Annotated in this window: 24 protein-coding genes; 17 read left to right on the plus strand and 7 right to left on the minus strand. The window is 68.0% G+C overall.

Annotated features, from left to right (window positions below; translation table 11 throughout):
• Positions 1-5 precede the first annotated feature (5 nt).
• Positions 6-1,718 (plus strand): ABC1 kinase family protein, encoded by a 1,713-nt coding sequence (locus ACZYZ3_RS12630; protein ID WP_463964162.1) that lies wholly within the window; start codon positions 6-8, stop codon positions 1,716-1,718.
• 25 nt (positions 1,719-1,743) lie between these two features.
• Here ACZYZ3_RS12630 and ACZYZ3_RS12635 read toward each other — a convergent pair whose 3' ends face one another.
• Entirely contained in the window at positions 1,744-2,928 is a 1,185-nt protein-coding gene (locus ACZYZ3_RS12635; RefSeq protein ID WP_463964163.1) for a metallophosphoesterase family protein, read from the minus strand.
• A gap of 193 nt (positions 2,929-3,121) precedes the next feature.
• On the opposite strand from ACZYZ3_RS12635, the gene ACZYZ3_RS12640 reads away from it, so the two are divergent.
• The 4 genes from ACZYZ3_RS12640 to ACZYZ3_RS12655 all read left to right on the plus strand — a co-directional run bounded on the left by ACZYZ3_RS12640 (position 3,122) and on the right by ACZYZ3_RS12655 (position 6,892).
• Positions 3,122-3,589, plus strand: coding sequence for a GatB/YqeY domain-containing protein (locus tag ACZYZ3_RS12640; RefSeq protein ID WP_463964164.1), 468 nt, complete (start codon positions 3,122-3,124; stop codon positions 3,587-3,589).
• Between the two features lie 179 nt (positions 3,590-3,768).
• Positions 3,769-4,872 carry a methyltransferase gene (locus ACZYZ3_RS12645; protein WP_463964165.1) on the plus strand — a complete coding sequence of 368 codons (1,104 nt, stop codon included), beginning with the start codon at positions 3,769-3,771 and terminating at the stop codon, positions 4,870-4,872.
• 58 nt (positions 4,873-4,930) lie between these two features.
• A complete protein-coding gene (locus ACZYZ3_RS12650) occupies positions 4,931-6,523 on the plus strand; it encodes an ABC-F family ATP-binding cassette domain-containing protein (protein ID WP_463964166.1) in 1,593 nt (530 codons plus the stop codon).
• 54 nt (positions 6,524-6,577) lie between these two features.
• Positions 6,578-6,892 (plus strand): hypothetical protein, encoded by a 315-nt coding sequence (locus ACZYZ3_RS12655; protein WP_463964167.1) that lies wholly within the window; start codon positions 6,578-6,580, stop codon positions 6,890-6,892.
• A 19-nt stretch (positions 6,893-6,911) separates the two neighbouring features.
• Here the strand turns inward: ACZYZ3_RS12655 and ACZYZ3_RS12660 are convergent, their stop codons facing one another.
• From ACZYZ3_RS12660 to ACZYZ3_RS12670, 3 genes are all read right to left on the minus strand, one after another.
• Complete coding sequence (locus ACZYZ3_RS12660; protein ID WP_463964168.1) at positions 6,912-8,615, minus strand: ABC1 kinase family protein; 1,704 nt, start codon at positions 8,613-8,615, stop codon at positions 6,912-6,914.
• A 41-nt stretch (positions 8,616-8,656) separates the two neighbouring features.
• A complete protein-coding gene (corA, locus tag ACZYZ3_RS12665) occupies positions 8,657-9,652 on the minus strand; it encodes a magnesium/cobalt transporter CorA (protein ID WP_463964169.1) in 996 nt (331 codons plus the stop codon).
• A 73-nt stretch (positions 9,653-9,725) separates the two neighbouring features.
• Positions 9,726-10,223 carry an Lrp/AsnC family transcriptional regulator gene (locus ACZYZ3_RS12670; protein WP_463964170.1) on the minus strand — a complete coding sequence of 166 codons (498 nt, stop codon included), beginning with the start codon at positions 10,221-10,223 and terminating at the stop codon, positions 9,726-9,728.
• A gap of 175 nt (positions 10,224-10,398) precedes the next feature.
• Here ACZYZ3_RS12670 and ACZYZ3_RS12675 point away from each other — a divergent pair, with 175 nt between their 5' ends.
• On the plus strand, positions 10,399-11,637 hold the full coding sequence (locus ACZYZ3_RS12675; protein WP_463964171.1) for an MFS transporter: 1,239 nt from the start codon (positions 10,399-10,401) through the stop codon (positions 11,635-11,637).
• Positions 11,638-11,713: 76 nt separating this feature from the next.
• Here the strand turns inward: ACZYZ3_RS12675 and ACZYZ3_RS12680 are convergent, their stop codons facing one another.
• Positions 11,714-12,220: an Lrp/AsnC family transcriptional regulator gene (locus ACZYZ3_RS12680; RefSeq protein WP_463964172.1), complete on the minus strand. Its 507-nt coding sequence runs from the start codon at positions 12,218-12,220 to the stop codon at positions 11,714-11,716.
• A gap of 132 nt (positions 12,221-12,352) precedes the next feature.
• Here ACZYZ3_RS12680 and ACZYZ3_RS12685 point away from each other — a divergent pair, with 132 nt between their 5' ends.
• Positions 12,353-13,516, plus strand: coding sequence for a trans-sulfuration enzyme family protein (locus tag ACZYZ3_RS12685; RefSeq protein WP_463964173.1), 1,164 nt, complete (start codon positions 12,353-12,355; stop codon positions 13,514-13,516).
• Positions 13,517-13,562: 46 nt separating this feature from the next.
• Here the strand turns inward: ACZYZ3_RS12685 and ACZYZ3_RS12690 are convergent, their stop codons facing one another.
• The gene (locus ACZYZ3_RS12690; protein ID WP_463964174.1) at positions 13,563-14,858 is read right to left on the minus strand and encodes an MFS transporter; all 1,296 of its coding nucleotides are present in this window, start codon (positions 14,856-14,858) and stop codon (positions 13,563-13,565) included.
• Positions 14,859-14,948: 90 nt separating this feature from the next.
• On the opposite strand from ACZYZ3_RS12690, the gene ACZYZ3_RS12695 reads away from it, so the two are divergent.
• The gene (locus ACZYZ3_RS12695) at positions 14,949-15,932 is read left to right on the plus strand and encodes a LysR family transcriptional regulator (protein ID WP_463964175.1); all 984 of its coding nucleotides are present in this window, start codon (positions 14,949-14,951) and stop codon (positions 15,930-15,932) included.
• Positions 15,933-16,136: 204 nt separating this feature from the next.
• Here ACZYZ3_RS12695 and ACZYZ3_RS12700 read toward each other — a convergent pair whose 3' ends face one another.
• Positions 16,137-17,195 (minus strand): nitronate monooxygenase, encoded by a 1,059-nt coding sequence (locus ACZYZ3_RS12700; RefSeq protein ID WP_463964176.1) that lies wholly within the window; start codon positions 17,193-17,195, stop codon positions 16,137-16,139.
• A gap of 37 nt (positions 17,196-17,232) precedes the next feature.
• Between ACZYZ3_RS12700 and ACZYZ3_RS12705 the strand changes: the two genes are divergently transcribed.
• From ACZYZ3_RS12705 to ACZYZ3_RS12745, 9 genes are all read left to right on the plus strand, one after another.
• Positions 17,233-18,165: an N-acetylglucosamine kinase gene (locus tag ACZYZ3_RS12705; RefSeq protein WP_463964177.1), complete on the plus strand. Its 933-nt coding sequence runs from the start codon at positions 17,233-17,235 to the stop codon at positions 18,163-18,165.
• A gap of 46 nt (positions 18,166-18,211) precedes the next feature.
• Positions 18,212-18,664, plus strand: a complete 453-nt coding sequence (locus ACZYZ3_RS12710; RefSeq protein WP_463964178.1) for an NUDIX hydrolase — start codon at positions 18,212-18,214, stop codon at positions 18,662-18,664.
• A 311-nt stretch (positions 18,665-18,975) separates the two neighbouring features.
• The gene (rsgA, locus tag ACZYZ3_RS12715; protein ID WP_463964230.1) at positions 18,976-20,130 is read left to right on the plus strand and encodes a ribosome small subunit-dependent GTPase A; all 1,155 of its coding nucleotides are present in this window, start codon (positions 18,976-18,978) and stop codon (positions 20,128-20,130) included.
• Positions 20,131-20,463: 333 nt separating this feature from the next.
• Positions 20,464-21,558 (plus strand): ATP-binding cassette domain-containing protein, encoded by a 1,095-nt coding sequence (locus ACZYZ3_RS12720; protein WP_463964179.1) that lies wholly within the window; start codon positions 20,464-20,466, stop codon positions 21,556-21,558.
• Positions 21,558-22,313, plus strand: a complete 756-nt coding sequence (locus ACZYZ3_RS12725) for an ABC transporter permease (RefSeq protein ID WP_463964180.1) — start codon at positions 21,558-21,560, stop codon at positions 22,311-22,313. Before ACZYZ3_RS12720 ends, ACZYZ3_RS12725 begins: the two co-directional genes overlap by 1 nt.
• On the plus strand, positions 22,310-23,053 hold the full coding sequence (locus ACZYZ3_RS12730) for an ABC transporter permease (RefSeq protein WP_463964181.1): 744 nt from the start codon (positions 22,310-22,312) through the stop codon (positions 23,051-23,053). Before ACZYZ3_RS12725 ends, ACZYZ3_RS12730 begins: the two co-directional genes overlap by 4 nt.
• Positions 23,050-24,012 (plus strand): ABC transporter substrate-binding protein, encoded by a 963-nt coding sequence (locus tag ACZYZ3_RS12735; RefSeq protein ID WP_463964182.1) that lies wholly within the window; start codon positions 23,050-23,052, stop codon positions 24,010-24,012. Before ACZYZ3_RS12730 ends, ACZYZ3_RS12735 begins: the two co-directional genes overlap by 4 nt.
• A gap of 177 nt (positions 24,013-24,189) precedes the next feature.
• Positions 24,190-25,410, plus strand: coding sequence for a pyridoxal phosphate-dependent aminotransferase (locus ACZYZ3_RS12740; protein WP_463964183.1), 1,221 nt, complete (start codon positions 24,190-24,192; stop codon positions 25,408-25,410).
• A gap of 77 nt (positions 25,411-25,487) precedes the next feature.
• Positions 25,488-26,342 (plus strand): PPK2 family polyphosphate kinase, encoded by an 855-nt coding sequence (locus ACZYZ3_RS12745; RefSeq protein WP_463964184.1) that lies wholly within the window; start codon positions 25,488-25,490, stop codon positions 26,340-26,342.
• Positions 26,343-26,349: the final 7 nt, after the last annotated feature.

The raw sequence follows: 26,349 nt of genomic DNA on the forward strand, positions 1-26,349 counted from the left end.
CGGGGGTGACGTCGGTCCGTCGGGACCGGGCAGAACCGGTACCCGGCGCCCGGGACACCCGTGCCCGTTACCGTCGCATCCTGCGCTTCGCCGGCTGGAATCTCGCGGTGACCTGGTGGTATGAGCTGTTCCTCCCTCGCATCGGGCTGGGCTGGGTTGCCGAGCGCACCAGGGCGAAGCGGATGCGGCGCTTCGCGCAGCGCTTTCATGTGCTCGCGGTGGAACTTGGCGGTCTGATGATCAAAGTCGGTCAGTTCCTGTCCTCCAGGCTCGACGTGCTTCCGCCCGAGATCACCAAGGAACTTGAGGGACTGCAGGACGAGGTGCCCCCGGTGTCGTTCTCCGCGATCCGTAGCCTTGCCGAGGTGGAGCTGGGTGCGCCGCTGGAGACGTTGTTCGCCTCGATCGAGGAGACGCCGATCGCCGCAGCGTCTCTCGGGCAGGCGCACCGGGCGAGGCTTCGTCCGGGCGATGCCGCCGACACCGGGCTCGACAGCGTGGTGCTGAAAGTACAGCGACCGGGCATCGACGCCATTGTCGACGTCGACCTGGCGGCACTGCGCAAAGTGGGCGGCTGGCTCAGCCACGTGCGCCTGGTGTCCGATCGGGCCGACATGCCCGCCCTGGTCGAGGAGTTTGCGCAGACCAGTCTTGAGGAGATCGACTACCTGAATGAGGCGGCGAATTCGGTGCGGTTCGCTGCTGATTTCGCCGACGACGACCGGGTGAGCGTGCCCGACGTCGTCTGGGAGCGCAGCACCCGCCGCGTGCTTACCCTCGAAGATGTCACGGCGATCAAGATCACGGACTCGGAGGCGCTTCTCGCGGCGGGCATCGATCCGGCTCAGGTTGCCCCGGTTTTCGCGTCGGTCATGTTCGACCAGATGTTCACGAACGGCTTCTTTCACGCCGATCCGCACCCGGGCAATATCTTCGTCACGCCGGGTACGGGTTCGCCCACAGAGCGCCCATGGAAGCTGACGTTCATCGACTTCGGCATGATGGGAGAGGTTCCGGCGAGTACGCGCAGCGGCCTGCGGAAGCTGCTTATCGCGGCCGCTTCGCGTGACGGTAAGGGGATGATGACCGCGATCAGCGACGTGGGTGTGCTGGTGCCCTCGGCCGACACTGTCGAACTTGAGCGGGCGCTGACGCACCTCTTCTCCCGGTTTGGCGGGATGGGTTTCGCCGAGCTTCGCGAGGTGGACCCGCGGGAGTTCCTTGACTTTGCGGTCGAGTTCGGTGACGTGGTTCGCTCCTTGCCGTTCCAGTTGCCGGAGAACTTCCTGCTCATTATCCGGGCGATGTCACTGACGTCGGGTGTGTGCAGCACGCTGGACGCCCGGTTCAATCTGTGGGACTCGGTCGAGCCCTATGCGGCGCAGCTGCTGCGCGACGAGCGTGGCAACATCGTGCAGGACGTGGCTCAGCAGGCGTTCGACGCGGCCGGGATGGCCCTGGGCCTGCCGAAACGCCTGGAGGGGCTTCTCACCCGGCTCGAGGACGGTTCACTGTCCGTTGCCAATCCGCGCCTTGAGCGGCAGGTGGCACGGCTTGACCGCACGGCGCAGCGATCGGCCTCGGCACTGATATTCGGCGCCCTGCTCATCGCAGGTTCTGTGGTCCGGGCGGACGACACGGTGCTCGGCAGTGTGCTGATGATCGTGTCGGTGGTTCCTCTGCTGCATGGGCTGTGGGCGGGGCGCAGCGGCCTCTGAGATAGCTGGTGACTCCGGGCCCGGGTCAGCGCTGCGGCGGATTCAGCGGCAGCGGGACCATGGGCTGGTCATTGGCGGCAAGGTCAATGCCGAGATCCTTGGCGAATACGAGCCGCGTGTCCTTGTAGATTCCGGGGTGGTTCTCGTCCAGTTCGAAGACACGCGCACCGCGCAGACGGTTCCGTTCCGGGCCGGGCAGTCCATAGGCACCGAATCCGGTCCCGGGCGCGTAGCCGAGCTGAACACCGTAGTAGTTGCCTACATAGGTGTTGACGTGATCGTGCCCCACGAAGTAACCGGCCACATCCCCCCGTTCCAGGAAGGCATTAAACAGGCCCGAGTTGATGGGTCCAGGGCACTCGTCCTCGTTCCGTTCGCCCACGATGTGGTGCCTCTTGAGCGCACGCGCGTGATCCGCATCAGTTCGCGAGTCGAGGCTGGCGAACCACATATTGCGGTGCTCATGGAGCGCGATATGGCCCCACATGAGGGACGGGATCTTCTTTCCGTACTTCTGCTCAACTGCGATTGACTGATTCCGGTACCACGTGACCTGGTCCATGCGCACCCAGTCCCAGTACGGGTAGCCCTCGAAGTCCTGCCCGTCGATGCTGTCGGGGGCATAGCGGCCGGTGTCCATGAGCCAAAGACCAAAGGCCGGAGTTTTTGACCTGGAGGATTGAACGAGCAGTTGCGAGTTCGAGGTACCGGTGAGTCCCGGCGTCGAGTCGGCGTTCACGTTGAACTCGTACGTCTGCAGGAATTCCAGCATTTTGGCTTCGGTCATTCCCGTCCGCTGCACCGAGTCTTCGTCGTGATTGCCGAAGGTCACGGCCCATGGGATCTGCCGGCGTTCCATGGGCTGGACCACGTGGTTGAGCGCTTGTTTGACCTCCAGTTCGGAGTCGCATCCTCCATTGATGACATCTCCGTTGATGACCACAAAGTCCGGCTTCTCCGCATCAAGGGTCCGGTCCATGAGTTCGATGGTGCGGCGGTCAGTCTGCTCATCGTCCTGGGTGTCGTTGAACTGAACTATTCTGAATGCGCCGTCAGGGCGAAAGGCAAGCGTCGGCTTTGGAGCTTTCGCGCCTGGGACTGCCATGCTCGGGGCTCCGGTAGACGCTGTGATTCCTAACGCCCCAAGCATTCCGGCGGCAGCCAACGCCGCTCGCCTGCTGAGTTTCGGCTGGTGGATACGTGTCGTCATCGCGACCTCTCTACTTCATTGATGCGGCCTCCATGCCGGCCGCCGGCCTGTCGAGACCATACATGGCAGAAGCGTCCAGCCCGGAAACAGGCAGTGAACGCACAGCCCGTCATCGGCGGGGCCAACCACTGGCAGCAGGCCGCAGTGCGAAACCGCTCAGCCCGATATCCTGTCCAGTGAGACGAGGAGAATCATGACCACCCTGAAAGAACGACTGCACGCCGACGTCGTCGGCCACATGAAGGACCGCAACAAGGTCGCACTCACCACGGTGCGCAACGTCCTGGGCGAAATCGAGACCCGCGAGAAGTCCGGCAAGGCCCCGATCGTGCTGGACGACGCCCAGGTGACGTCACTGCTGCAGAAGGAAGCCGCCAAGCGCCGCGACACCGCCCGGATCTACACCGAGGCGGGGGAGGCCGAGCGGGCGGCTGCGGAAATCGCCGAAGCCGAGATTATCGAAGCGTACCTGCCGAAGGCACTGACTGCCGCCGAGGTGGAAGCGATCGTCGACGCGGTGATCGGGGACCTCACGGCCGATGGCACCGAACTGACCATGCGCCAGCTGGGCGCGGTGATGAAGCCGGTGACCGCCAAGGTCGCCGGACGCTTCGACGGCAAGGCCGTCAGCGAGATCGTGCGCAGCCGCATCGCGCACTGACAGGGCGCTCGCCTGTATCCTGAGGGGGTGCGTCCCGCCGCATACGTCAGTCTCCGATCCGCCCCTCGGACTCTGGGATTGGAACTCTTATCGCTACCGCCGCGCCGGACCAGCCCCTGGCCATCCCCGCGCCCTCCCGCACGCCCCCGCAGGCAGCCGCGCCGGATGAGGCTGCCGTCGTGACGTGGGCCGAGGGCGGCCACAGCAGGGCCGCCCGCTGGCGGTCGGCGAACGGAAGACCCGCGCCCGCCCGCGTCGAAGTGGTCGACGACTCCCTCACCGCCGATGAGGCGAACCGGATGGCGTCCCAGGGCACCGCGATGCTCTGGCAGGGCGACTTCCACAATGCGCGGCAGATCCTCAACGCTCTTGATCGGCGGGTGGGATCCGGGAAGAAAAAGGCCGCCCACACCCCGGCCGATGAGTTCTACCGGCACCGCCAGTCCCGCTCGCACCGGGCACGCATTCTCGGCCTGCTGCTGGTTCCGCTGGATCCGGGACCGGTGGTGCCGCTGCGGCGCGCCCCGGACATCCGGCAGGCCGCCGAGGAGGCGTACGGGGACATCGGCGAGCCTTCCGTGGTCTCGCTCCACGAGCTCGTCGGCGCCGTCGGCGCGCACGAATGGCGAAAAAACGGCGTCTACGTGGAGGCCTTGCAGGACCGGATCCACCCGCACTACGGCACGTTCTTCCCGACCCGCAGCGAATACGTCGACCTGGTGGCCGCCGCGCCGCTGCCCTCCGACAAACTGGCGTTCGACGTCGGGACAGGCACCGGAGTGCTCGCTGCCGTGCTCGCCCGCCGGGGCGTCCACCGCGTGGTGGCGACGGACAATGAACCCCGCGCGGTTGCCTGCGCCGGCGAGAATTTCCGGAATCTCGGCGTCCAGGACAGGGCAGAGGCTGTCCTGACCGATATGTTCCCGCCCGGCCGTGCGCCGCTCATCGTGTGTAACCCGCCGTGGATACCGGCCACACCGCATTCATCCCTGGACAGTGCCGTCTACGACCCCGGCAGCCGGATGCTCTTCCGCTTCCTGAACGAGCTCTCCGACCATCTGGAGCCGGGCGGCGAGGGGTGGCTCGTCCTCTCGGACCTGGCCGAACACCTGGGACTGCGATCCCGGGACGACCTGCTGGGCGCCGTCGAGGCCGCCGGGCTGAAGGTGCTGGAACGGTCCGACACCAAGCCAACCCACCCCAAGGCATCCGACCGGAACGATCCTTTGTTCGAGGCCCGGTCGGCCGAAGTCACCTCGCTGTGGCGGCTCGTGCCCCGTTAGTGCCGCGCTCCGCCGTGTGCCCCCGCCGTTCAGACCCTAAATCGAAAGAGAAATACCCATGAGCCTGATCAGGCTGCAAGACGTCAGCGTGCGCTTCGACAACACCCAGATTCTCCGGGAAGCGTTCTTCCGCCTCGAGACAGGTGACCGGGTGGGCCTGATCGGCAAAAACGGGTCCGGCAAGACAACCATCCTCAAACTGGTCCTCGACCAGGTGACGCCGGATACGGGCACGGTCACCCTGGAACTGGGCACCAAGGTGGGCTACTTCTCCCAGTTCTCCGAACTCAACGGGGACGCCACGATTCTTGAAGTCCTTGACGCGCTGTTTACCGAGATCAAGGCGATCGAGGCCGAGCTGGCCGCCATTGACGCCGCCATCGCCGCCGGCCCGGCGGACGCCGAACTCGACCGCCTCATCAGCCGCCAGGCTGAGCTGTTCGAGGACATGGAACGGCTCGACGGCTGGGACTACCCGCGGCGCATCGACACAGTCCTCACCACGCTGGGCTTCGACGAGGCCCACCGGACCTGCGCGATCGACGAGCTGTCCGGCGGCTGGCGCAACCGCGCTGCCCTGGCCAAGATCCTGCTTGAAGGCCCCGACGTGCTGCTGCTCGACGAGCCCACGAACTTCCTGGATGTGGCCGGCGTCGAATGGCTCGAAAGCTGGTTCCGGGACTTCAAAGGCGCCGCGATCATCGTCTCGCACGACCGGAAGTTCCTCGACGCGGTCGTCACCCGGATCATCGAGGTGGAAAACTTCCACCTGCACGAATACCCGGGCAACTTCGGCGAATACGTCGTGCAGAAACAGTTCCGCCTCAAAACCCTGGAACAGCAGTTCGTGCACGAATCCGAGCTCCTGGCCTTCGAAGCGGAGGGGATTTCGGACCGCCGCGAGGCGGCCAAGGCCGCCAGCAGCGGGCTGGGGAACCAGCTGGCCAAAATCAAGAAGTCCCGCACACCCCGGCCGGTCGACCAGATTGTCACCGAGATCTACGGCGGCCTGCACGTCAAGGACGTCCTCTGCCGGGTCGAAGGACTGGGCAAGTCCTACGGCGAAAAGGTGCTGTTCGACGGCCTGAGCTTCGAGATCCGGCGCGGCAACCGGATCGTGGTGCTCGGCTCCAACGGCAGCGGCAAGTCCACGCTCCTGAAGGTGCTGACCGGCGAAGAGCGCGCCGATTCCGGCGAGGTGGCTTGGGCCAAGGGGCCAGGCTTTGTCTCCTACAACCAGATGCTCGAGGACCTCGACGACGCCGACACCGTCTCGCACGCGGTCAACGCGCTGCCGGACAGCCTGGCATTCAGCGCCACGAAGAAGTCCGTCAACAGGTTCCTGGCGATGTTCCAGTTCTCCGAGGCGGACCTCAAGCAGAAAATCGGGAACCTCTCCGGCGGGCAGAAGGCGCGCGTCGCGATGGCGCAGTGCCTGCTGTCCGGTGCGTCGGTCCTGCTGCTGGATGAGCCGACCAACCACCTGGACATGTCCAGCACCCAGGTCATGGAGCGCGCGCTGGTGCACTTCCCCGGCGCCGTCGTGGTGGTCAGCCACGACCGGTTCTTCAGCGAAAAAATCGCCAACCGTCACCTGGTGTTCGGCGCCGACGGCGCGGAGCCGGGCGAAATCGACGTCCGCGCCGCGTAGGTCCGGCCAGCCCCTCCGGACCCCACAACCCCGTTTCCGCGGGATAATGGAATCATGACCGAACAAGACCAGGACCGCGACCCCTGGGAGGAGTTCGACCGGCTCAACCCGGCGGGACCTGACAAGGTGGCGGGCTACCCCGGGGGTCAACCCGTGGGCTTCGGCTTCCGCACGGGCGTCCGCAGCGCGAAGGTGGCCATCGGATTCGCCGTCTATGCCCTGACCCTGGGAACGGTCCTGGTGGTTGTCGGCGCCGTCGTCTTCATCGGCGGGAGCCAGTGGCTGTTGCTCGGGCTGATGGTGCTGATCGAGGCGGTGTTTGTCCTGGCGTTTCGCCGGCTGGTCGCGCAGGCCCGGCGGCGGCGCTGACAGCCCAGGCGAGGTCGTGCTATTTCCGGTGCCGGGAGGTCAGGGCCAGGTAGACCCCCAGCGCGCCGACGCCGCCGATCCCCGCGGTGAAGAGCGTCTTCGGCCAGTTCCGCCACTTCTCCGGCTGGGCGGACACCAGCTCCCCGACGGCGTTGATCAGGGCGGCGGTGATCAGTCCGGCGACGATCCGGTTCCCGGTCTTCTCCGCTTTGTCCATCAGCCGGTCCAGCTCCTCGGCCCGGAAATGAATGTCGATGCCACCGCGCTCCAGGACATCCACCACCCGGCGCATGATCTCCGGCGCCTCCGTCCCGAAGCGCAGGGCTTCCCGGCCGAGCTTCTTCAGCCGGTCCGCCAGAGCCTCGGCGGACAGCGAGCCGAGGATCATCTGCTGCGCGAAGGGTCCGAGCTGCGCAGTCAGCTCGAACCCGGGATCCAGCTGTTTGCCCAGGCCGTCCGCCATCACCAGCATCTTCAGCAGCAGGGCTGTTTCCCGCGGCAGCCGCAGCCGGTATTCGCGCAGCAGGGCCGCCAGTTCCGTCAGTACCGCGACGATCGGGATCTCCGCGAGCGGCCGTCCGGCGTACCGGTCCACGAGCCGCCCCAGGTCCGCCTGCAGTCCGCCGAAGCCGCCGCCCGCCTGCGCCCCGCACAGGCGGACCAGGGCCGTGGTCAGCCGGGCGGCGTCCTGGTCCACGACGGCCACCAGCATCCTCACCAGCTGGTCACGCGTCGAATCGCTGATGTGGCCGACCATCCCGAAGTCGATGACGCCCAGCCGCCCGTCTGCCTCCACGAAGAAGTTTCCCGGATGCGGGTCGGCGTGGAAGAAGCCGTCCTCGAACACCATCTTCAGCAGGACGTTGCAGGCCCGCCGGGCCAGCTCCCCGGCGTCGATCCCTGCCTCCCGCAGCGCGGCCGCGTCGTTGACTTTGATGCCACGGATCCGCTCCAGCGTGAGAACCCGGGCTGTTGTGGTGTCCCAGAAGATCCGGGGGATGTGGACGCGGTCATCGCCCGCGAAGTTCGCGGCGAAGTGCTCCACGTTCCGGGCTTCCTGCAGGTAGTCCAGTTCGGCGCGCAGGGTCTGGGCGAACTCATCGACGAGCGCAGCCAGATGGGCCGCGGCGGCCCGCGTGGAGGCCCGCTCCGCGCGTTTGGCCAGCTCGGCCATGATCTCCAGGTCCTCGCTGATCTGGGCCACGACGCCGGGCCGGCGGACTTTGACCACGACGTCGATGCTCCGGCTGCCGGCGGCCGGGTCACCGGTGACGCCTGATGCGGCGTCCTCCGGGTCCAGGGTGATCCGGCCGCAGTGGACCTGGCCGATGGAGCCGGTGGCGAGGGGGGTGTCATCCAGCGAAGCGAGCAGCCGGTCCGCCGCGGCGCCGAGCTCCTCGGCGATGACGGCGCGGACCTCGGCGGCGGCAATGGGCGGGGACGCGTCCTGGAGCTTCGTGAGCTCGGTGGCGTACTCCGGCGGAAGCACGTCGGTGCGCGTGGACGCAATCTGGCCGAACTTGATATACACGGCGCCCAGGTCTTCGAGGGCGAGCCGGACGCGCACCGGCAGGCTCACGCCCCGCGGCGGACGCCGGCGCTTGGCCGGGGCCCCGTCTGCGGGGCGGAGCCGGTCCAGCCCAAGGGTCCCCAGCGCGAAGCCCAGCCCGTGCCTCGTCAGGGTCTCCACGATGTCCCGGAACCGGTCCCGCCGTGCGCTCATGACGCCAGACTACACGCGGGGCCGCCGAATGGATCCGGTGGTCAAAGCCAGCCCTTCCGCTTGAAAACTCCGTACATCAGGGCGGCGGTGGAGCCCATCAGCCCGATGGCCATCGGGTAGCCGTAGCTCCACTGCAGCTCCGGCATCCCCTCAAAGTTCATGCCGTAGATGCCCGCCACAATGGACGGGGCGAAGAATATGGCCGCCCACGAGGAGATCTTCTTGACCTGCTCATTCTGCTCGGCGCTGGCCTCGTTCTGCCGGTTGGCCGTCAGCGTTCCGTCGAGGGTGAGGGCGTTCTGCAGGAGGTCCCGGAAGGAATCGGCACGGGAGATCAGCCGCTCCACGTGGTCTTCGACGTCGCGGAGGTTGTGCTGGAGCTCGGGTTTCACTTCATATTTCTCGAAGCCGCCCCGGAGCAGCTGCATCATGGCCGGGAGCGGATGGATGGCGCGCTGGAACTGGATGACCTCGCGTGCCAGCTCGTAGATCCGGCGCGAGACGGTGGAGTCACCGCTGAACAGCTGGTCCTCGATCTCGTCGATGTCGTTCTCGAGCCCCCCCACGACCGGGACGTAATCGTCCACCACCTGGTCCATCAGGGCGTAGAGCACAGCCTCGGGGCCGTGGCACAGGAGGTCGGGGCGCCTTTCGAGTTTCCGCCGGACCTGCGCCACCCCGCCGGTTTCGGCGTGCCGGACGGTGACGACGAAGTTCTTTCCGGTGAAAACGTGGAGTTCGCCGAATTCCACGGTTTCCGTCGCATCGAGGTACCGCGCGGGCCGCAACACCGTGAAGAGGATGTCGTCGTAGCGTTCGAGCTTGGGGCGCTGGTGGGCCGAAATGGCGTCTTCCACGGCGAGGCTGTGCAGCCCGAACTCCGCAGCGACGGCGGCCATTTCGTCTTCCGTCGGCCGGTACAGGCCGATCCACGCCATCCCGCCGTGCCGGCTCAGGGTCTCAAAGGTCTGCTCGAGGCTCTGCGGCTCGGCGCTGCGCACGCCGTCAACGTAGACGGCGTTATCGATGATAGTCACGGGCTTATTATCCAGTCTTCTGTGGCCGTGGCCGCGCAGGGCGGGCGCCCCCCGGTGACGGCCGGGCGGACGGTCACGTCGCCTTGGCGGGGCCCAGTGCACTGCCCTGGGCCAGCCGGCTGATCAGCGGTTCGGTGCGGTACGGGATGTGGGTGTGCAGGGCAAGCACGGTCTCGGTCCGGATGACGCCCTTGATCCGCAGAATGGAGCGCAGGGCAGCCTGCAGATTGTGGGTGTCGGTGGCCACCACGCGGCACCACACGTCGCCGCGTCCGGAGATCTCGTGGACTTCAAGAACCTGCGCGATCAGGCGCAGGGCTCCCACCACCCCGTCGAGTTCCCGGTGGTTTACCTCGATCGTCACGAAGGCGACGACGTCGTAGCCCACCGCTTCAAGATCGATCTCGCGGCCGCCGTCGTGCAGCAAACCCGAACGCTGCATGCGCCGGACGCGGGACTGCGCGGTGTTGCGGGCAATGCCCAGTTTTTCGCTGAGGTCGCCGATCTGGATCCGCGGGTCCCGGATCAGTTCCAGCAGGATTTTCAGGTCGGTGGGGTCCAGACTCTTCAAATCGTCACTCCGGTTCACTTGGACGGTAGCTGATTGACTGTTTTGATCAATTTTGCCATGAATTTCAGCTCCCAGGAGCAGCAGTGCAGCATTCTGGGAGTATCGATTCAGTACGGGCTGGCGATTCCCCACCACACGGGGAACACGCGGCCCGCTTCCACGCAAGGGCAAGGTCATGACGGTCTTCAGCGAACTTCGCATGCGCCCCGCCACGGCAGAACGCTGGGGCTGGGACGCTTCCACCACGGCACGGCTGGTGATGGCCGGCGTCGTGATCTTCACGCTGCTGGTCGGCGCGAATCTCGCCACGCCGCTGTACCCGCTGCTGCAGGCCAAACTGGGCATCACAGCCTTCGGCATCACGGTAGCCTTCTCCGCCTATGTCCTGGCGCTGGTGGCCACGCTGATCCTGGCGGGCCACTGGTCGGACCATATCGGCCGCCGGGCCGCGCTGGTCCTCGCGGTGCTCGTGGGACTCGCCGGCGGCTCCGTTTTTGCCACGGCGGACAGCCTGTTCGCGCTGTGTGCCGGCAGGGCGCTGCAGGGCATAGCGGTGGCGCTCGCCACCGGGGCCAGCTCGGCGGCACTGCGGGAGCTGCTGCCCAGCCGCCCCGAGTGGGCCTCGCGGTTCACCCTGCTGGCATCCGCCGGGGGCGTGGCGGCGGGCCCGGCTATCGGGGGAGTGCTCTCGCTGCTGCCCGGGCCCACGACCACGCCGTATTATCTGCATTCGCTGGTTCTGGCCACGCTGCTGGTCCCGCTGTACCTGCTGAAGGCACGTCCGGCCATTACGTCGGTCGCGGGTCCGCAGCCGTTGCGCGTGCTGGCGCCCCGCCGGCCGTCCGTGTCCCGTGAGGCGCGCGGCGCCTTCTGGCTGGCGTCCTCGGTGGGGTTCCTCAGCTTCACCGTGTTCGGCTTCTGCCTCTCCCTGGCGCCCAGTTATTTTGCCCAGATCGTCCACGCCGATTCGCGGCCGCTGATCGGCCTGCTGGCGGGGCTGACCCTCGGGTCCTCCGCGCTCAGCCAGCTCCTCGCCGTGCGGGGACGCTTCGTGGTGCCGATCGGACTGGGCATGCTCGCCGTATCGGTGCTGCTGATCGCCGCGGCCGCCGCCTGGACCAGTCCCTGGGTGCTGATCCTCGCGAGCATCACCGCCGGTCTGGGACAGGGAGTGTCCTTCCGGACCGTCTTCAACGATGTGGCCGGGAAAGTCGAACCTTCCCGCCATGCCCAGATCATCAGCACGGTCTACGTCATCACCTACCTCGGCAGCGCCTTTCCCGTCATCGGGCTGGGGCTCGCCGCCGGCATCGTCGGTCTGCAGACGGCCGTCGCCGGCTTTGTTGTGCTCTGCTCGATCGCCGGGGTCACCCTCGCCGCCATCACGCTGCGCGCGGCGCTGCGCCACGCCTGAGGGTCGTCGGTGGCACTGAAGCGGCGCCGGCACCTGATCCGCCGTCGGTGGCACTGAAGCGACGCCGACACCCTCGCTAATCGGGCAGCGGGCCCTGGTTGCCCTGGATGTGATCGAACACGAGGGTGGTCTCGGTGTGCCCCACCACGGGATCCGTGGCCAGATTGTCCAGCACCCAGTCGCGGAGGTCCTCGGTGGTGGCGACAGCGATGTGCAGCAGATAGTCCACCGAGCCCGAGGTGTGGAAGGTCGAGAGCACGGCCGGGAGCTTCGGGACCCGGGCAGTGAAGCGGTCGATCTGCTCCCGGTCGTGGGCGCGGAGCCTGACGGCGATGAGGGCCTGCACGGAGCGGCCAATCGCGGACAGGCTCAGCTTCGCCTCGAAGCCCTGGATGATCCCTCGCTCGGAGAGCGCCCGGGTGCGCATCAGGGCCGTGGACGGCGCGATGCCGACCAGCTCGGCCAGCTGCTTGTTGGAAATTCGGGCGTCGGCCACGAGTGCAGCGAGCAGGCGCTCGTCGATAGCGTCCAGCGGCTCGCTGGCACCCGCTCCCAGCCGAAGATTCTTCGCACTGCTACTCACGGATCCTCCTTGATGGGTTGTCAGTTCATCATAAACGGCGCATTCCGACACTTCCATTCGCGGGGCCTACAAAACTCCGAATTATTACCAGATACTGGCGGAATTCAACGGTGAATATTCATAAGGAGCAAGGTGCTTTCTCAAGACTCGCTGGCCGTCCACGCCGGCCGTAACGGACTCACTGAACTGGGCGTGCACGCCGTGCCGATTGACTTGTCCACCACGGCGCCCCTGCCCTCCGTGCACGACGGCGGGCTCGCCTATGAGCACATGGCCACCGGTGGCGCCCATGTCGAGGGCCAGAGCACCGTCTACCAGCGGCTCTGGAATCCCACCGTGGCGCGGTTCGAGGAGGGTGTCGCCGTCCTCGAAGACACCCCGGAGGCCGTGGCCTTCGCCACCGGCATGGCGGCGCTCAGCGCGGTGCTGCTCGCCGTCGTCGCCACCGGAAAGAAGCACGTCGTCGCGGTGCGGCCGCTGTACGGCGGCAGCGACTACCTGCTGGCCTCGGGCGTGCTCGGCAACGACGTCACGTTTGCCACCCCGGAGGGCGTGCACGCAGCGCTCCGCCCCGACACGGGCCTGGTGATCCTCGAGACGCCGGCCAACCCGAGCCTGGAACTCGTCGACATCGCCCGCGTGGCAGCCGCTGCGGACGGCGTCCCGGTCCTGGTCGACAACACCTTCGCCAGCCCCATTCTCCAGCGGCCCTATCTGCACGGTGCCGCGATGGTGCTGCACAGCGCCACCAAATTCCTCGGCGGACACGGCGATGCCATGGGCGGCGTGGTGGCCGCAGCTCCCGAGTGGACCACCAGGCTGCGCCAGATCCGGGCCGTCACCGGCGGCATCCTCACGCCCTGGCCCGCCTACCTGCTCCACCGCGGCCTGGCCACACTGCCGGTCCGGGTGCGTGCCCAGCAGGCCAGTGCACAGAAGGTTGCCGTCGCCCTGGCCGGGCACGGCCTCGTCCGGCGCGTCTTCTACCCGGGGCTGCCCGAGTGCGATCCGCATGGGCTGATCGGAACGCAAATGTCCGGTCCCGGCTCGTTGCTCGCCTTCGAGGTGGGCAGCGCCGGGCACGCCGAACGGATCCCGTCCGCCGTCCGCATGATCACGCATGCGGTCTCACTCGGCGGCATCGACACCCTGATCCAGCACCCGGCCGGGCTGACCCACCGGCCGGTTGCCGCCGGTGCCAGGCCGCATGCCAGCCTGCTGCGTGTCTCGGTGGGCCTGGAGGACCCGTCCGACGTCGTGGCCGACCTCGTGCAGGCCATCGAGGCTACCCGCTAATACCCTCCGCGCCTCTTCGCCGCTGGCGCCGGCTGCAGCGTCAGCCTCAGCTGCCGGCGCAGGCCGGTGCCCCGGCCGACCGGCGGGCGGGATGCACGACGGCGGTGACCACCGCCGTCGTGCAGGCCAGCCCGATGACGGTCAGCGCCAGCGCGGTCCAGCCCAGCGACTGGAACACCAGCCCGCCGGCCCAGCCGATGACGCTGGACCCAAGGTAGTAGGCGAGGTTGTAAAGCGATGCCGCCTGGGCCCGGCCGGTTGTGGCGATCACTCCGGTCCAGCCGGCGCCGACGCTGTGCGCCGCAAAAAAGCCCGCAGTGAACAGCAGCAGGCCCGCCATGATGAGTCCCAGCAGTTGGGTCAGTGTCAGGGCCAGGCCCGCCACCATGAGCACCGTCCCCGCAATCAGCACCGTGCGCCGCCCGAACCGCTCCGTCAGTCCGCCGGCCCAGCGGGACGAGACCGTGCCGGAGAGGTAGGCCAGGAAGATCAAGCTGATGACGGTCGCCGGCAGGCTGAAGGGTTCCCCGGAGAGCCGGAAGCCAAGGTAGTTGTAGACAGCGACGAAGCCGCCCATCAGCAGGAACGCCTGGATGTAGAGAGCCAGTAGCCGCGTATTCCGGCCGTGGCCCGCCAAAGTCCGAAGCGCCCCGCTGAAGCCGCCGGCTGCCGCGGCCGTGAAGCCCCGGGCCTGCGGCACCAGGACAACGAAGAGGGCAGCGGCCACGGCGGCCAGGATAGAGACGGCCAGGGCCGCGGCCCGCCATCCCCAAAGTTCGCCGACAAAGCCGGCCAGCAGCCGGCCGGCGAGCCCGCCCAGGGTGGTTCCGGCGACGTACGTTCCGGCAGCCATCGCGGCGTGGGTCCTGTTGACCTCCTCGTTGAGGTAGGCAATGGCGATCGCGGGGATGCCGCCCAGTGCCATGCCTTCGAGCATCCGCAGACCCAGCAGCATCGGGAAGCTCGAAGCAAGCGGGACCAGCAGGCCCAGGACCGTGGCGGCCGAAATGCCCCACATCATGGCCCGGACCCGGCCGATCCGGTCGGCCAGGAAGGACCACGGAAGCACGGTCACAGCCAGCCCGACGGTCGCCAGCGAGATCGTGAGCGCCGCCTCGGCGGCGGTAACCTGCAGCTCCGCCGCCATCATCGGCAGCACTGCCTGGGTCGAGTAGAGCTGCGCAAAGGTGGCGACGCCCGCAAACGCCAGCCCGGCCAGAATCTTCCGGTAGGCCGCGGACCCCTTCGGATGCCCCGGCCAAGCGGCGCGGGTGGCCTCTGCAAGGTCCGGCTGGGCCTGGCCGTGGGCAGCGGGGCGGCGGAGCAGTGGAAGTCGGGGCATCTCCCCAGAATAGGCGTCCGAAAGACATGCTTCCAATGCATGAGTCTCATAGAATACATAGCAAATACGGAACAATCTGGAGGGTGGGCCATGGACGTGGAGCACAAACAGCTGGTCCAGCTGCTGCCGCTGCTGCCCCTGCTGGCCGAACTCGGGCGCACCCAGCACATTACCGCGACCGCCGAAGTGCTGGGGCTGCCCCAGTCGACGGTCAGCCGGGGCATCGCCCGGGCCAGCAGCATTATCGGGACGGAACTGCTGATCCGGGACGGCCGCGGCGTTCGGCTGACCCCCGCCGCGAAGGCGCTCCTTCCGCATATCGAGGCCGCTCTGGGCGAGTTCCAGACCGGGCTGGACCTGGTCCGGCACGAGTCGGAGGTGGTGCGCGGCCGGATCGCGGTGACGTTCCAGCACACCTTCGGCGAGGCGATGCTGCCGCTGCTGATCAGCGCCTTCCGCAGCCGGCATCCCCAGCCTGCCTTCGACCTCAGCCAGGGCGCCCGGGACGGCTGCCTGGCGGAACTGGCCGCCGGCGACGCGGATCTGGCACTGACCGCCCCGGTCGCTGCGCCGAGCCGGCTGATCTCTTCCGCCGCGCTGTACCGGGAACCGCTGCGGCTCGTGGTCCACCACCGGCATCCCCTCGCGAAGCGCCGCAGCGCGGGCCTCGCGGAGATCCGGCAGGACCCCTTCGTGGCGATGGGCGCAGGCTACGGCATGCGCTCGCTGACGGACGCCCTGTTCCGGGAGGCGGGTTTCCGGCCCCGCATCGCCTTCGAGAGCCAGGATTCCCACACGGCCAGGGGACTCGTCTCGGCTGGTCTCGGCGTGAGCATCCTGCCGCCCGGTGGGCCGGCCCCCGGACGCCGCACCCCCGGGCAGTCCGGGGACCTTGGCTGGGTGGAGCTTGCCCTGGATTCAGGCCTGGCCTTCCGGGAGATCGGCCTGGCCTGGCGGGAACGACGCGGGGGAGCGGACACCGAGCCGGACCCGGTGCGGCGGTTCCGGGAGCTGGTGCTCAGCGAAGGCCCGGCACTCCTGGCCGGCTTCGTCCGCGGCCGCTCCGGCACCTGAGCCGGCCCGTGGCCCCGCCGCCTCAGCCGGCCCGTGGCCCCGCCTGAGCCGGCCCGGGGCGCGAGTTCGCCGGAACGGTGCGGGATCGCCGGAAGGTAACCGCGACCCCGCACCGTTCCGGCGACCCCGGCGTGCGGCGGCGTGCGGCGGTGTGTGCAGCGCGGCGGTGTGCAGGGGCGTGCGGCAGCGTGGCGTGCCAGGCCGTCAGTCCAGCAGCCCCGCCATGACCTCCGCGACGGAACCGGCCCGCGCCCGCTGCCAGCCCGTCCCGGCCCAGAGGTTCAGCCGTTCCGCGTCCCCGGCGGCGGCCGCTGCCGTGCGCAGCGGAGCGGTGAGGTGGTGCACGGCGGGGTATGACTCCGGCGCGTCGGGGTGGTCGCGGACAAACTCATTGACCAGCGCCCGGGCGGGCCGACCAGTGAAAGCCCTCGTCGGCCGGGTCTGCGTGAAGTGCGGGCTGGCGAGGGCGTCCTTGTGCAGCTGCCGGGCGCCGCTTTCGTGCGTGCGGAGGAACGCCGTGCCCAGCTGGGCGGCCTGCGCCCCCGCGGCCAGCACCTCCTCCAGCCCCGCCCGGTCCATCACGCCGCCGGCCGCCAGCAGCGGGAGTCCGACGGCGGCCCGCACCCGGGCGAGCAGCTCCGCCGTCGTGCTTGGCTGGCCGTCAGCGCGTCCGGCATCCGGCGAGGCGTCGTGCCCTGCCGCGCCCGGCAAGAACGCCGCGCTGTGGCCGCCGGCGCTCCCATGCTGCACCACCAGCGCATCCACGCCCTGTGCGGCGGCCTCGAGCGCCTCGGCCACCGTCGTGACGGTGGCGAGCACGGCGGAGCCGGACCGCTGCAGCGCCCGGACAACATCGGGTCCGGGCAGCCCGAAGGCAAAGCTGACCAGCTCCACCGGGTCGGCCAGCAACGCGTCGATTTTGCCCTGCCAGTGGTCGTCGTCGTCGAGCCGCAGCGGCGGGACCTCCACGCCGTACCGCAGTGCATCCGCCCGGAGCCGGGCGCGGTAGTCCTCCAACTGCGCCCGCACCCCTGCGGACGGCGGCAGCTGCGTGGGATCGGGAACGAAGACGTTCATCCCGAAACGTGCCCCGGCCGCTCGGGCGCTGCGGATCTCCGCCTGCATGGCATCCACGCCCTTATAGCCGGCGGCCAGGAAGCCCAGACCGCCGGCGTCAAACACGGCCGCCACGAAGGCGGGAGTGGAGGTTCCGCCGGCCATCGGGGCGGCAACAATGCGGGTACCAAAGATGTCGTGCGGCATGGCTCACTCCTTGGAGAGGATTCAGTAGGCTGTTCCGGTGACTCATTCTGACATCCCGCCAGCGGCGGAGCCCGTTGCCCCGACCGCACCCGCCGCCGTGATCGGGCTCGACATCGGCGGGACCAAGACCCGCGGCGTCCGCTTCGAGGACGGTACCGCCGTGGCCGACGAATCGGTGGGCAGCTCCAATGTCCAGAACGTCAGCCGCGAGGAGGCGGCCCTGCACCTCGCGGAGCTCTTCGCCCGGATCGGCGGCGGAGCGGTCGCCCAGGTCTACGCGGGAGCTGGCGGCGTCGATACCGACGAGGACGCAGCCGCGCTCGCTGCCCTGATCGCGCCGCACGTGCCGGACGCCCGGATCACAGTGGTCCACGATTCGCGGCTCCTGCTGGCGGCCGGCGGCGCTAGCACCGGCGTCGCCGTCATCGGAGGAACGGGCTCGGCCGCCTGGGGCCGGAACCGCCGCGGTGAGGAGGCCCGCGCCGGCGGCTGGGGCTATCTGCTCGGCGACGAAGGAAGCGGCTACTGGCTGGGCCGCGAGGCGGTCCGCCACAGCCTGCGACGGATGAACCAGGGGCTGGAACCCGACGAGCTCACCACCGCCCTGCTGGCCTCCTGCGGCGTGGATGACCCCAACAAGCTGATCGCGCTCTTCCACTCACCGGACACCGGACGCCGGTACTGGGCCGAGAGAGCCCGGCTCGTGGTCGACGCGGCCGCCGCCGGCCACGCCGCCAGCCAGGAACTCGTCGACCAGGCCGGACGGGACCTGGCGGCCCTGGCGCTTCAGACGGTCCGAAAGCTCGGCGTCGACGGCCCGGTGATCCTGGGCAGCGGCCTGGGCATGAACGTCCCCCGCCTGCAGGAATCGTTCCGCGCCGCCCTGGCTGCCGAGGGGATCACCGATGTCCGCGTCCTGGAGCAGGACCCTGTCTTTGGTGTGCTCCAGCTCGTGGCCGAGCAGGGCTGACCCGGCCGGTCAGGCGACTGCGCCGGCAGGGAACTACGCTGGAGGGATGAGCCTGAACTTCGATACCCGACCTGCTGCCTACGCGGTCATCATCCGCGACGGTGCCATCCTCCTGGCGTACTGGAAGCAGGGCGGCAAGGAAGGCTGGACACTGCCGGGCGGCGGCCTGGACCTGGCTGAGCACCCCGTCGATGGTTGCCGCCGGGAAATCTACGAGGAAACCGGCTATCGCGCGGAGGTCGGCGCCATGCTGGGGATCGACGTCGGCCACTGGCCCGCGGAGATCCGGATCGACGGCGGCGAACGGGACTTCCAGTCCCTCCGGCTCATCTACGAAGCAACGATTACCGGCGGGGTACTGCGGCACGAGGTGGACGGCAGCACCACCCACGCGGACTGGATCCCGCTGGAGGACGTACCCAGGCTTAACAAGGTCTCGCTCGTCGACGCCGCGCTCCGGCTCCACCGCGAACGGCCGCTGAACGGCCGACTCTCCTGAACGGACAACATTCCCGACAGATTCCTAGCCAGGCCCGGGGCGTCCGGCTATTCTAAAACCGGCAGAACAGCCGAAAGCGAGAACGGGGAGGTGGAGACGATGACTGCAACAGTCCGGTGCGCACTGCGCGCCAACATCAGCCAGGCCATCGTTCCTGCCCCGGCCATCAGCACCCACTAGCCGCCACCGCTGCCAGGTTCCACCCGCGGCGCGGCGCGGCACGTGCACCGGGGCCCATCAAAGGGTTTTCGTTGAGTACTTCTCCCGCACGTCCGGGCGCGTCCTGCGCCGCCGAGCCCAGCCCCAAAACCATCCCCAACAACCTCCCCGCGGGCCCGGCAGGGTACGGCTTCACCGCCGCCGTCGCCGAACGGTTCGCGGCCCATCCCGTGCCCGGCGGCACCGGGGCGGGCCGGGCCATCCGAGTGGACCGCAACCTGGTCCTGGTTGCCACGCACGACACGACCCTCCATTTGCCGTATCCCAGCACCGGGGAGCTGCCCGCCACCGGCGACTGGGTCTGGCTCGGATCCAATACCGCGGCGGAGCCCGCCATCGCGGGGATCCTGCCGCGGCACTCGGAACTGAGCCGCAAACGCGCCTTTGATGCCTCCTCGGAGGCGCAGGTCCTCGGCGCCAACATGGACATCGTCGGCGTCGTGGTGCCCGTGGACCGGCCGCTCACCCACAACCGGCTCGAACGCACCCTCGTCGCCGCCTGGGACTCGGGAGCCACCCCGCTGGTGATCATCACCAAGGCGGACCTCGCCGACGTCGCGGACGACGTCGTCGGCAAGGTGATCCTCCAGGCCGCGGGCGTCGCAGTGGTCACCACCTCCGCGGAACACCGCGACGGCCTCGACGAACTGCTGGGCCACCTCCCGCCCGGCGGCACCCTCGTGCTGCTGGGTCCCTCCGGGGCCGGCAAATCCACCCTCATCAACGCCCTCGCCGGCGAGGCGGTCCAGGAAACGGGGGAAGTCCGGGCCGGCGACGGCAAGGGCAAACACACCACGACCTCCCGCGAACTCGTACCCCTGCCCGGAGGCGCCGTCCTGATGGATACCCCCGGGGTGCGCGGCTTCGGGCTGTTCGACGCCGACAGCGGGATGGCGGAGATGTTCGGCGACCTCGAGGAACTTTTCGCGCAGTGCCGGTTCTCGGACTGCGCCCACGGCCGCGAGCCCGGCTGCGCCGTGCAGGCCGCGCTCACGGACGGGTCCCTCGATAACCGCCGCTGGGAGAGCTACCTGAAACTCCAGCGCGAACTCGCTGCCCTGGCCCGACGGCACGATGCGGCCGCCCGCCGCGCCTACGCCCGGGAATGGCACCAGCAGATTTCGGCTGCGGGCAAGAGCCAGCGCGCGGCAGAACGGGACAGCTACGAGGCCGCTGCCAGCGACGGTGCGAAGCGCGGCCGGCAGGGCCGGGGCGGGTCCAAAGGGGGCGGCCGGCGGACCCGCTGACCGGTCGCGGAGTGCCAAGAAGCAACGCGGGGTCACTTGCGGCCCATTCCGCCCGCTGCAACGGGCGCTAAGTGACCCCGCGTTGCAGGCTGGGTACCGGCGCGGGGGGTGGAATGGGCGCGGCGGGCAAGTTTTTCCGCGCGGCACCCATCCAAAATCGCCCGCCCTACGAATCATTACGTCAGCCACGGCACCCCCGCCGTTATCCCTGACATTGTCAGCCGCGCTGGTTAGGCTGAGTTCTACCTGCTTTACAGCCCAAAATCAGCGTGTCTATGATCAGTTGGCTGGACCGTCCGTTGTTGCCGCCAACAGAAAAGGTAAGCCCCGGAAATGGCTGAAGCCATGATCGAGTTCCAGAACGTCACCAAGCGTTACCAGGGCGGCCAGCCCGCCGTCGACGGCCTGACCATGTCCGTCGACAAGGGCGCCATCACGGTCTTCGTCGGACCCTCGGGCTGCGGCAAGACCACCTCGCTGCGGATGATCAACCGCATGGTCGAACCGACCTCCGGGACCATCACCTTGGACGGCCAGGACGTCACCGCGGTGCCGGCGGCGAAGCTGCGCCGGTCCATGGGCTACGTCATGCAGTCCTCCGGGCTGATGCCGCACCGTTCCGTACTGGACAACATCGCCACCGTTCCCCGGCTCAACGGCGTCCCCAAGGCCGAGGCGCGGAAGCGTGCGCAGGAACTGCTCGACGTCGTCGGGCTGGCGTCCGCCCTGGGCAGGCGGTACCCCTCGCAGCTGTCCGGCGGCCAGCAGCAGCGCGTCGGAGTGGCCCGGGCGCTCGCCGCCGACCCTCCCGTGCTGCTCATGGACGAACCCTTCAGCGCCGTGGACCCCGTGGTCCGCGATGAACTGCAGCAGGAACTCCTCCGGCTCCAGCGCGATCTGGCCAAAACCATCGTCTTCGTCACCCACGACATTGACGAGGCCACCGTCCTCGGCGACAAGGTGGCAGTCTTCGGACTTGGCGGCCAGCTGGCGCAATATGCCACGCCGGAGGAAATCCTGCGCGCCCCGGCCAACGATTTCGTGGCGTCTTTCGTGGGCCGGGACCGAGGCTTCCGGCACCTGGCCTTCAGCCCGTCCGACGGCGTCACAGTGCACCCGGCCCAGACGATCACCCCCGGTGAACTCGACCGTGCCGGCAACGCCTCGGGCGGGTGGCAGCTGGTGGTCGACGAAAACCTGCGTCCGCTGGGCTGGTCGGTCCCGGGCAAGGGCACGGCGACTGTTCCCGGCGGATCCCTCTTCCGGAAGGGCGACACGCTCCGCCGTGCCCTCGATGCGGCGCTGTCATCGCCCTCCGGTCTCGGGGTCGTCGTTGACACGGACGGCCGCGTGGCCGGGGTCATCACCGCCGGGGAAGTCCTCGCCGTCATCGAGTCGGACCGCCATGTCCGCGAGGGCGCACGCTGATGGAGTGGTTCCTGGCCAACAGTGAGCAGGTCTTCAGCCTCGCCGGCCAGCACCTTGTGCTGGCCATCCTGCCGATGGTGTTCGGGGTGCTCATCGCCGTCCCGCTGGCCCAGTTCGCGCGGCAGAACCGCGGACTCCGGTCCGTGGTCCTCACGGCGTCCTCCCTGCTCTACACCATCCCGTCCCTGGCACTGTTCATCATCCTGCCGACCGTTCTCGGAACCCGGATACTGGACCCCGTCAACGTGGTCGTGGCCCTGACCATCTACGCCGTCGCCCTCCTGGTGCGCGCCACCCTGGACGCCTTCGACTCGGTGGACGAGGACCTCCGGCAGGCCGCCGTCGCCATGGGGTTCAAACCCCTCGCAAGGTTCCTGCAGATCGATCTGCCGTTGTCCCTGCCGGTGCTGTTCGCCGGGCTGCGAGTGGTCTCGGTCAGCAACATCTCACTGGTCAGCGTCGCGGCGCTGCTCGGCATCGGCAACCTCGGAATGCTGTTCACCTCCGGCCTGCAGCGTGACTTCATCACCGAAGTGGTGGTGGGCATCATCGCCATCCTCATCCTCGCGCTGCTGATGGACGCCGTACTGGTCCTCCTCGAGCGGCTGCTGACCCCCTGGACCCGCGCCGCGGCAGCCCCCGGCACGGGCGCCAGCGCCGGCACCGGCACCGGCAAGTCCGGCCAGGCCAAGTCCGGCCCCGCCGCCGCGGCACTGCGGCTGTCCGACGCGCAGACCACGGGGGGTGCTTCATGAGCGTCGTCAACGACACGTTCGCCTGGCTCGCCGATCCGGAGCAGTGGTCCGGCAGCGCCGGAATCCCCGCACGGCTGGCCGAGCACCTGCTCTACGCCGGGCTGGTGATGCTGATCGCCACGGCCATTGCCGTACCGATCGGCCTGTATGTGGGGCACACCGGCCGCGGGCGGGTCGCCGCCGTGGCCGTCGCCGGAGCCCTCCGGGCCCTGCCCACCCTCGGCCTGCTCACCCTCTTCGTGCTGCTGGCCGGCATCGGGCTGCTGCCGCCGATCTGGGCCCTGGTGATCCTGACGGTACCGCCGCTGCTCGCCGGCACCTATGCCGGGATCGCCAGCGTGGACCGGAATGTCGTGGACGCAGCGCGGTCCATGGGCATGACGGAGTTCCAGGTGCTGTTCCGCGCCGAGTTTCCCACCGCCCTGCCCGTGATGTACGGCGGGTTCCGGACCGGTGTGCTCCAGGCCATTGCCACCGTCTCGGTGGTGGCCTACATCAATCTCGGCGGCCTCGGCCGGTACCTGTTCGACGGTCTTGTGCTCTCGGACTTCCCCCAAATGCTGGGCGGGTCCCTGCTCATCGCCGGACTGGCCATCGCCGTCGACCTTGTCCTTGCCCTTATCCAGAGGTTGTTCCTGTCCCAGGGAGCCTCAATCAAGCCAAACCGGAGCCAGCAGGCTGCGGTTGATCGTACAGACCCCGTACCCGCGGGGACTGTTGTTCAAGGAGGTACGTCATGAAGGAAACCCGCCAACGAGCACTCGGCAGGCGCACATTCGGCGGCCTGGCCGCCGGCGTAGGCCTGGCCATGGCACTGTCTGCCTGTGGAGGCTCGTCCGATCCGCTCTCTACGTCCCCCGCCACCGGCGGTGCCGCCTCCGGGGCGGGCTCGGCCCTCGTGATCGGTTCCGCCGACTTCACCGAGAGCCAGATCATCGCCGAGGTCTACGCCGGCGCGCTGAACGGAGCCGGCATCACCGCGAGCACCAAGCCCAACATCGGTTCCCGCGAGGTCTACTTCAAGGCCGTCCAGGACGGGTCGGTGGACATCATCCCCGACTACAGCGGCAACCTGCTGCTGCATGTCAGCAAGGACGCCACGGAGGTCTCGGCGGAGGACATCTATAAGGCGCTGCCGGGCAAGCTGCCCGAGGGGCTGGCGGTGCTGGAGGCCTCCAAGGCCGAGGACAAGGACGCGATGGTCGTCACGAAAGCCACCGCGGAGAAGTACCAGCTGAAGTCGATCGAGGACCTCGCCAAGGTCTGCAGCGAAATCGTCGTGGGCGCCCCGGCGACCTTCGCCGAGCGCGCGTACGGGCTCCCGGGCCTGGAGAAGAACTACGGCTGCGTGCCCAAGAAGCTGGAGCCGTTCAGCGACGGCGGCGGGGCCGTCACGCTCAAGGCCCTGCTCTCGGACCAGGTCCAGGTGGCCGACATCTACACCACCACCCCCTCCATCGCTGACAACGACCTGGTGGTGCTGGCGGACCCGAAGAACAACTTCATCGCCCAGCAGGTCCTCCCGCTGTACAACACGGCCAAGATGACGGACAAGGCGAAGGAAACTCTGAACGCCGTGTCCAGGATCCTCACCACCGAGGACCTGATCAACCTCAACCGCGCGGTCAGCGGCAGCCAGAAACAGAACCCCAAGGACGCTGCCGCGGCCTGGCTCAAGGAAAAGGGCCTGGTCCAGTAAGCGGCCCGTCCCGACCGCTCTGACGCACGACGGCGGCTGCCGGGCTCCTCCGTTCACGGGGGAGCCCGGCAGCCGCCGAAACTTTTTCTTCCAGGGCTGTGCCGCCTGTGACGGCCTGACACCCCCTGTGAGACAGATCTCGGCGGAAGAACATCCTCCATATGGCATATTTGATGGATGGCAGAATACAAGCAGTCCACCAAGCTTCATAATGTCCTTTACGACATCCGTGGACCGATCCTTCAGGCCGCCCAGCAGATGGAGGCAGAGGGTCACCGCATCCTCAAACTGAACATCGGGAACCCGGCCCCGTTCGGGTTTGAAGCGCCGGACGCGATTCTGGTGGACATGATCCGCCACCTGCCGCATGCGCAGGGCTACAGCGATTCCCGCGGCATTTTCTCCGCCCGGACCGCCGTGTCGCAGTACTACCAGACCCGAGGGATCCAGAACATCCACGTGGATGACATCTACCTGGGCAACGGCGTCAGCGAGCTCATCACGATGTCCCTCATGGCGCTGCTGGATGACGGCGACGAAGTCCTGATCCCCACCCCCGACTACCCGCTGTGGACCGCCTCGGTCGCCCTGGCCGGCGGCCGTCCCGTGCACTACCTGTGCGACGAGGACTCGGGCTGGCAGCCGGACCTGGAGGACCTCGAAGCGAAGATCACGCCGCGCACCAAGGGCATCGTGGTGATCAACCCGAACAACCCCACCGGCGCCGTCTATCCGGAAGACACTCTTAAGAAGATCGTTGCCCTGGCGGAGAAACACGGCCTGGTTCTCTTCGCCGACGAGATCTACGAGAAGATCCTCTATGAGGACGCGGTCCACGTGAACATGGCCAGCCTCACCGGCGACGACGTCCTGTGCCTGACGTTCAGCGGCCTGTCCAAGGCATACCGCGTGTGCGGCTACCGGGCCGGGTGGATGGCCATTTCCGGGCCGAAGAAGGATGCCGCGGACTACCTCGAGGGCATCAACCTGCTGGCGAACATGCGCCTGTGCGCCAACGTTCCGGCCCAGCACGCGATCCAGACGGCGCTCGGCGGGTACCAGAGCATCAACGACCTCATCCTGCCGGGCGGGCGACTGCTCGAGCAGCGGAACAAGGCCTACGACATGCTCAACGCGATTCCCGGGGTCAGCACCCAGCAGGCCCGGGGCGCCATGTACCTCTTCCCGAAGCTCGATCCCGAGGTTTACCGCATCCGCGACGACGAGAAGTTCGTTCTGGACCTGCTGCGCGAGCAGAAGATCCTGGTCTCCCACGGCCGGGCCTTCAACTGGGTCCGCCCGGACCACTTCCGCATGGTCACCCTCCCGCTGGTGAAGGACCTGGAGGAGGCAATCAACCGCATGGCGGACTTCCTGAGCCGGTACAAGGGGAACTAGCCTAAGCTCAGCAGCGCGGCGCGGGCGGTTGTCCGGCGGTCCGCACGGAGGCAGCCAGAACCGGAAAGAGGCAAGCGATGCCAGACGTTGTGAGATTCAAGGAGCGCCCCTCTGACACCCTGAAGGTGGGCAAAGGCTTCAACCTGTTGGACGCGGACCCGGACTCCACCCCGGGCTACCCGGGGGACAAGAACGACGGCGAGGTACTGCTCGCCGACCTGGATGACAACCTCGCCCAGTTGCAGGAGCAGCTATTCGCCGAATCGCGCTTCGGCGGCACCAAACGCATCCTGCTGATCCTGCAGGCCATGGATACGGCTGGCAAGGGCGGGATCGTCACACACGTCATGGGCGCCATGAACCCGCATGGCGTCCAGATGAAGTCTTTCAAGGCGCCCACCCCGGAAGAAAAGTCCTACGACTTCCTGTGGCGGATCGAGAAGGAAGTGCCGGCTGCCGGGATGGTGAGCGTCTTTGACCGGTCCCATTACGAGGATGTCCTGATCCACCGCGTCCACCGCTGGGCAGATCCGAAGGAACTCGAACGCCGGTACAACGCGATCAACGAATTCGAGGCCAGGCAGACTTCCGCCGGCACCAAAATCGTCAAGGTTATGCTCCACATCAGCCGGGATGAGCAGAAGGAACGGCTGCTCGCGCGTCTGGATGAGCCTGCGAAGCTCTGGAAATACAGCAGCAATGACCTGAAGGAGCGAGCGTTCTGGAGCGACTACATGGACGCCTACCAGAGGGCATTCGAGAAGACGGGCACCGAGCATGCCCCATGGCACGTGGTCCCGGCCAACAAAAAGTGGTACGCCCGGATCGCCGTCCAGCAGCTGCTGCTTGACGCGCTGGACGGTCTCAAGCTGCGGTGGCCGGTGCCGGACCTTGACGTCGCGTTGGAACGGGAACTGGTCGAGCGTTCCTAACCCGGCG

The sequence above is a fragment of the Pseudarthrobacter linnaei genome, assembly GCF_055412825.1.

What these genes read in the sequence shown, in the direction of transcription:
- ACZYZ3_RS12635 (WP_463964163.1), bottom strand. Translation starts at nt 2,928, where the DNA reads ATGACGACACGTATCCACCAGCCGAAACTCAGCAGGCGAGCGGCGTTG.
- ACZYZ3_RS12640 (WP_463964164.1), top strand. Translation starts at nt 3,122, where the DNA reads ATGACCACCCTGAAAGAACGACTGCACGCCGACGTCGTCGGCCACATG.
- ACZYZ3_RS12650 (WP_463964166.1), top strand. Translation starts at nt 4,931, where the DNA reads ATGAGCCTGATCAGGCTGCAAGACGTCAGCGTGCGCTTCGACAACACC.
- ACZYZ3_RS12655 (WP_463964167.1), top strand. Translation starts at nt 6,578, where the DNA reads ATGACCGAACAAGACCAGGACCGCGACCCCTGGGAGGAGTTCGACCGG.
- ACZYZ3_RS12660 (WP_463964168.1), bottom strand. Translation starts at nt 8,615, where the DNA reads ATGAGCGCACGGCGGGACCGGTTCCGGGACATCGTGGAGACCCTGACG.
- ACZYZ3_RS12675 (WP_463964171.1), top strand. Translation starts at nt 10,399, where the DNA reads ATGACGGTCTTCAGCGAACTTCGCATGCGCCCCGCCACGGCAGAACGC.
- ACZYZ3_RS12690 (WP_463964174.1), bottom strand. Translation starts at nt 14,858, where the DNA reads ATGCCCCGACTTCCACTGCTCCGCCGCCCCGCTGCCCACGGCCAGGCC.
- ACZYZ3_RS12695 (WP_463964175.1), top strand. Translation starts at nt 14,949, where the DNA reads ATGGACGTGGAGCACAAACAGCTGGTCCAGCTGCTGCCGCTGCTGCCC.
- ACZYZ3_RS12700 (WP_463964176.1), bottom strand. Translation starts at nt 17,195, where the DNA reads ATGCCGCACGACATCTTTGGTACCCGCATTGTTGCCGCCCCGATGGCC.
- ACZYZ3_RS12710 (WP_463964178.1), top strand. Translation starts at nt 18,212, where the DNA reads ATGAGCCTGAACTTCGATACCCGACCTGCTGCCTACGCGGTCATCATC.
- ACZYZ3_RS12720 (WP_463964179.1), top strand. Translation starts at nt 20,464, where the DNA reads ATGGCTGAAGCCATGATCGAGTTCCAGAACGTCACCAAGCGTTACCAG.
- ACZYZ3_RS12725 (WP_463964180.1), top strand. Translation starts at nt 21,558, where the DNA reads ATGGAGTGGTTCCTGGCCAACAGTGAGCAGGTCTTCAGCCTCGCCGGC.
- ACZYZ3_RS12730 (WP_463964181.1), top strand. Translation starts at nt 22,310, where the DNA reads ATGAGCGTCGTCAACGACACGTTCGCCTGGCTCGCCGATCCGGAGCAG.
- ACZYZ3_RS12735 (WP_463964182.1), top strand. Translation starts at nt 23,050, where the DNA reads ATGAAGGAAACCCGCCAACGAGCACTCGGCAGGCGCACATTCGGCGGC.
- ACZYZ3_RS12740 (WP_463964183.1), top strand. Translation starts at nt 24,190, where the DNA reads ATGGCAGAATACAAGCAGTCCACCAAGCTTCATAATGTCCTTTACGAC.
- ACZYZ3_RS12745 (WP_463964184.1), top strand. Translation starts at nt 25,488, where the DNA reads ATGCCAGACGTTGTGAGATTCAAGGAGCGCCCCTCTGACACCCTGAAG.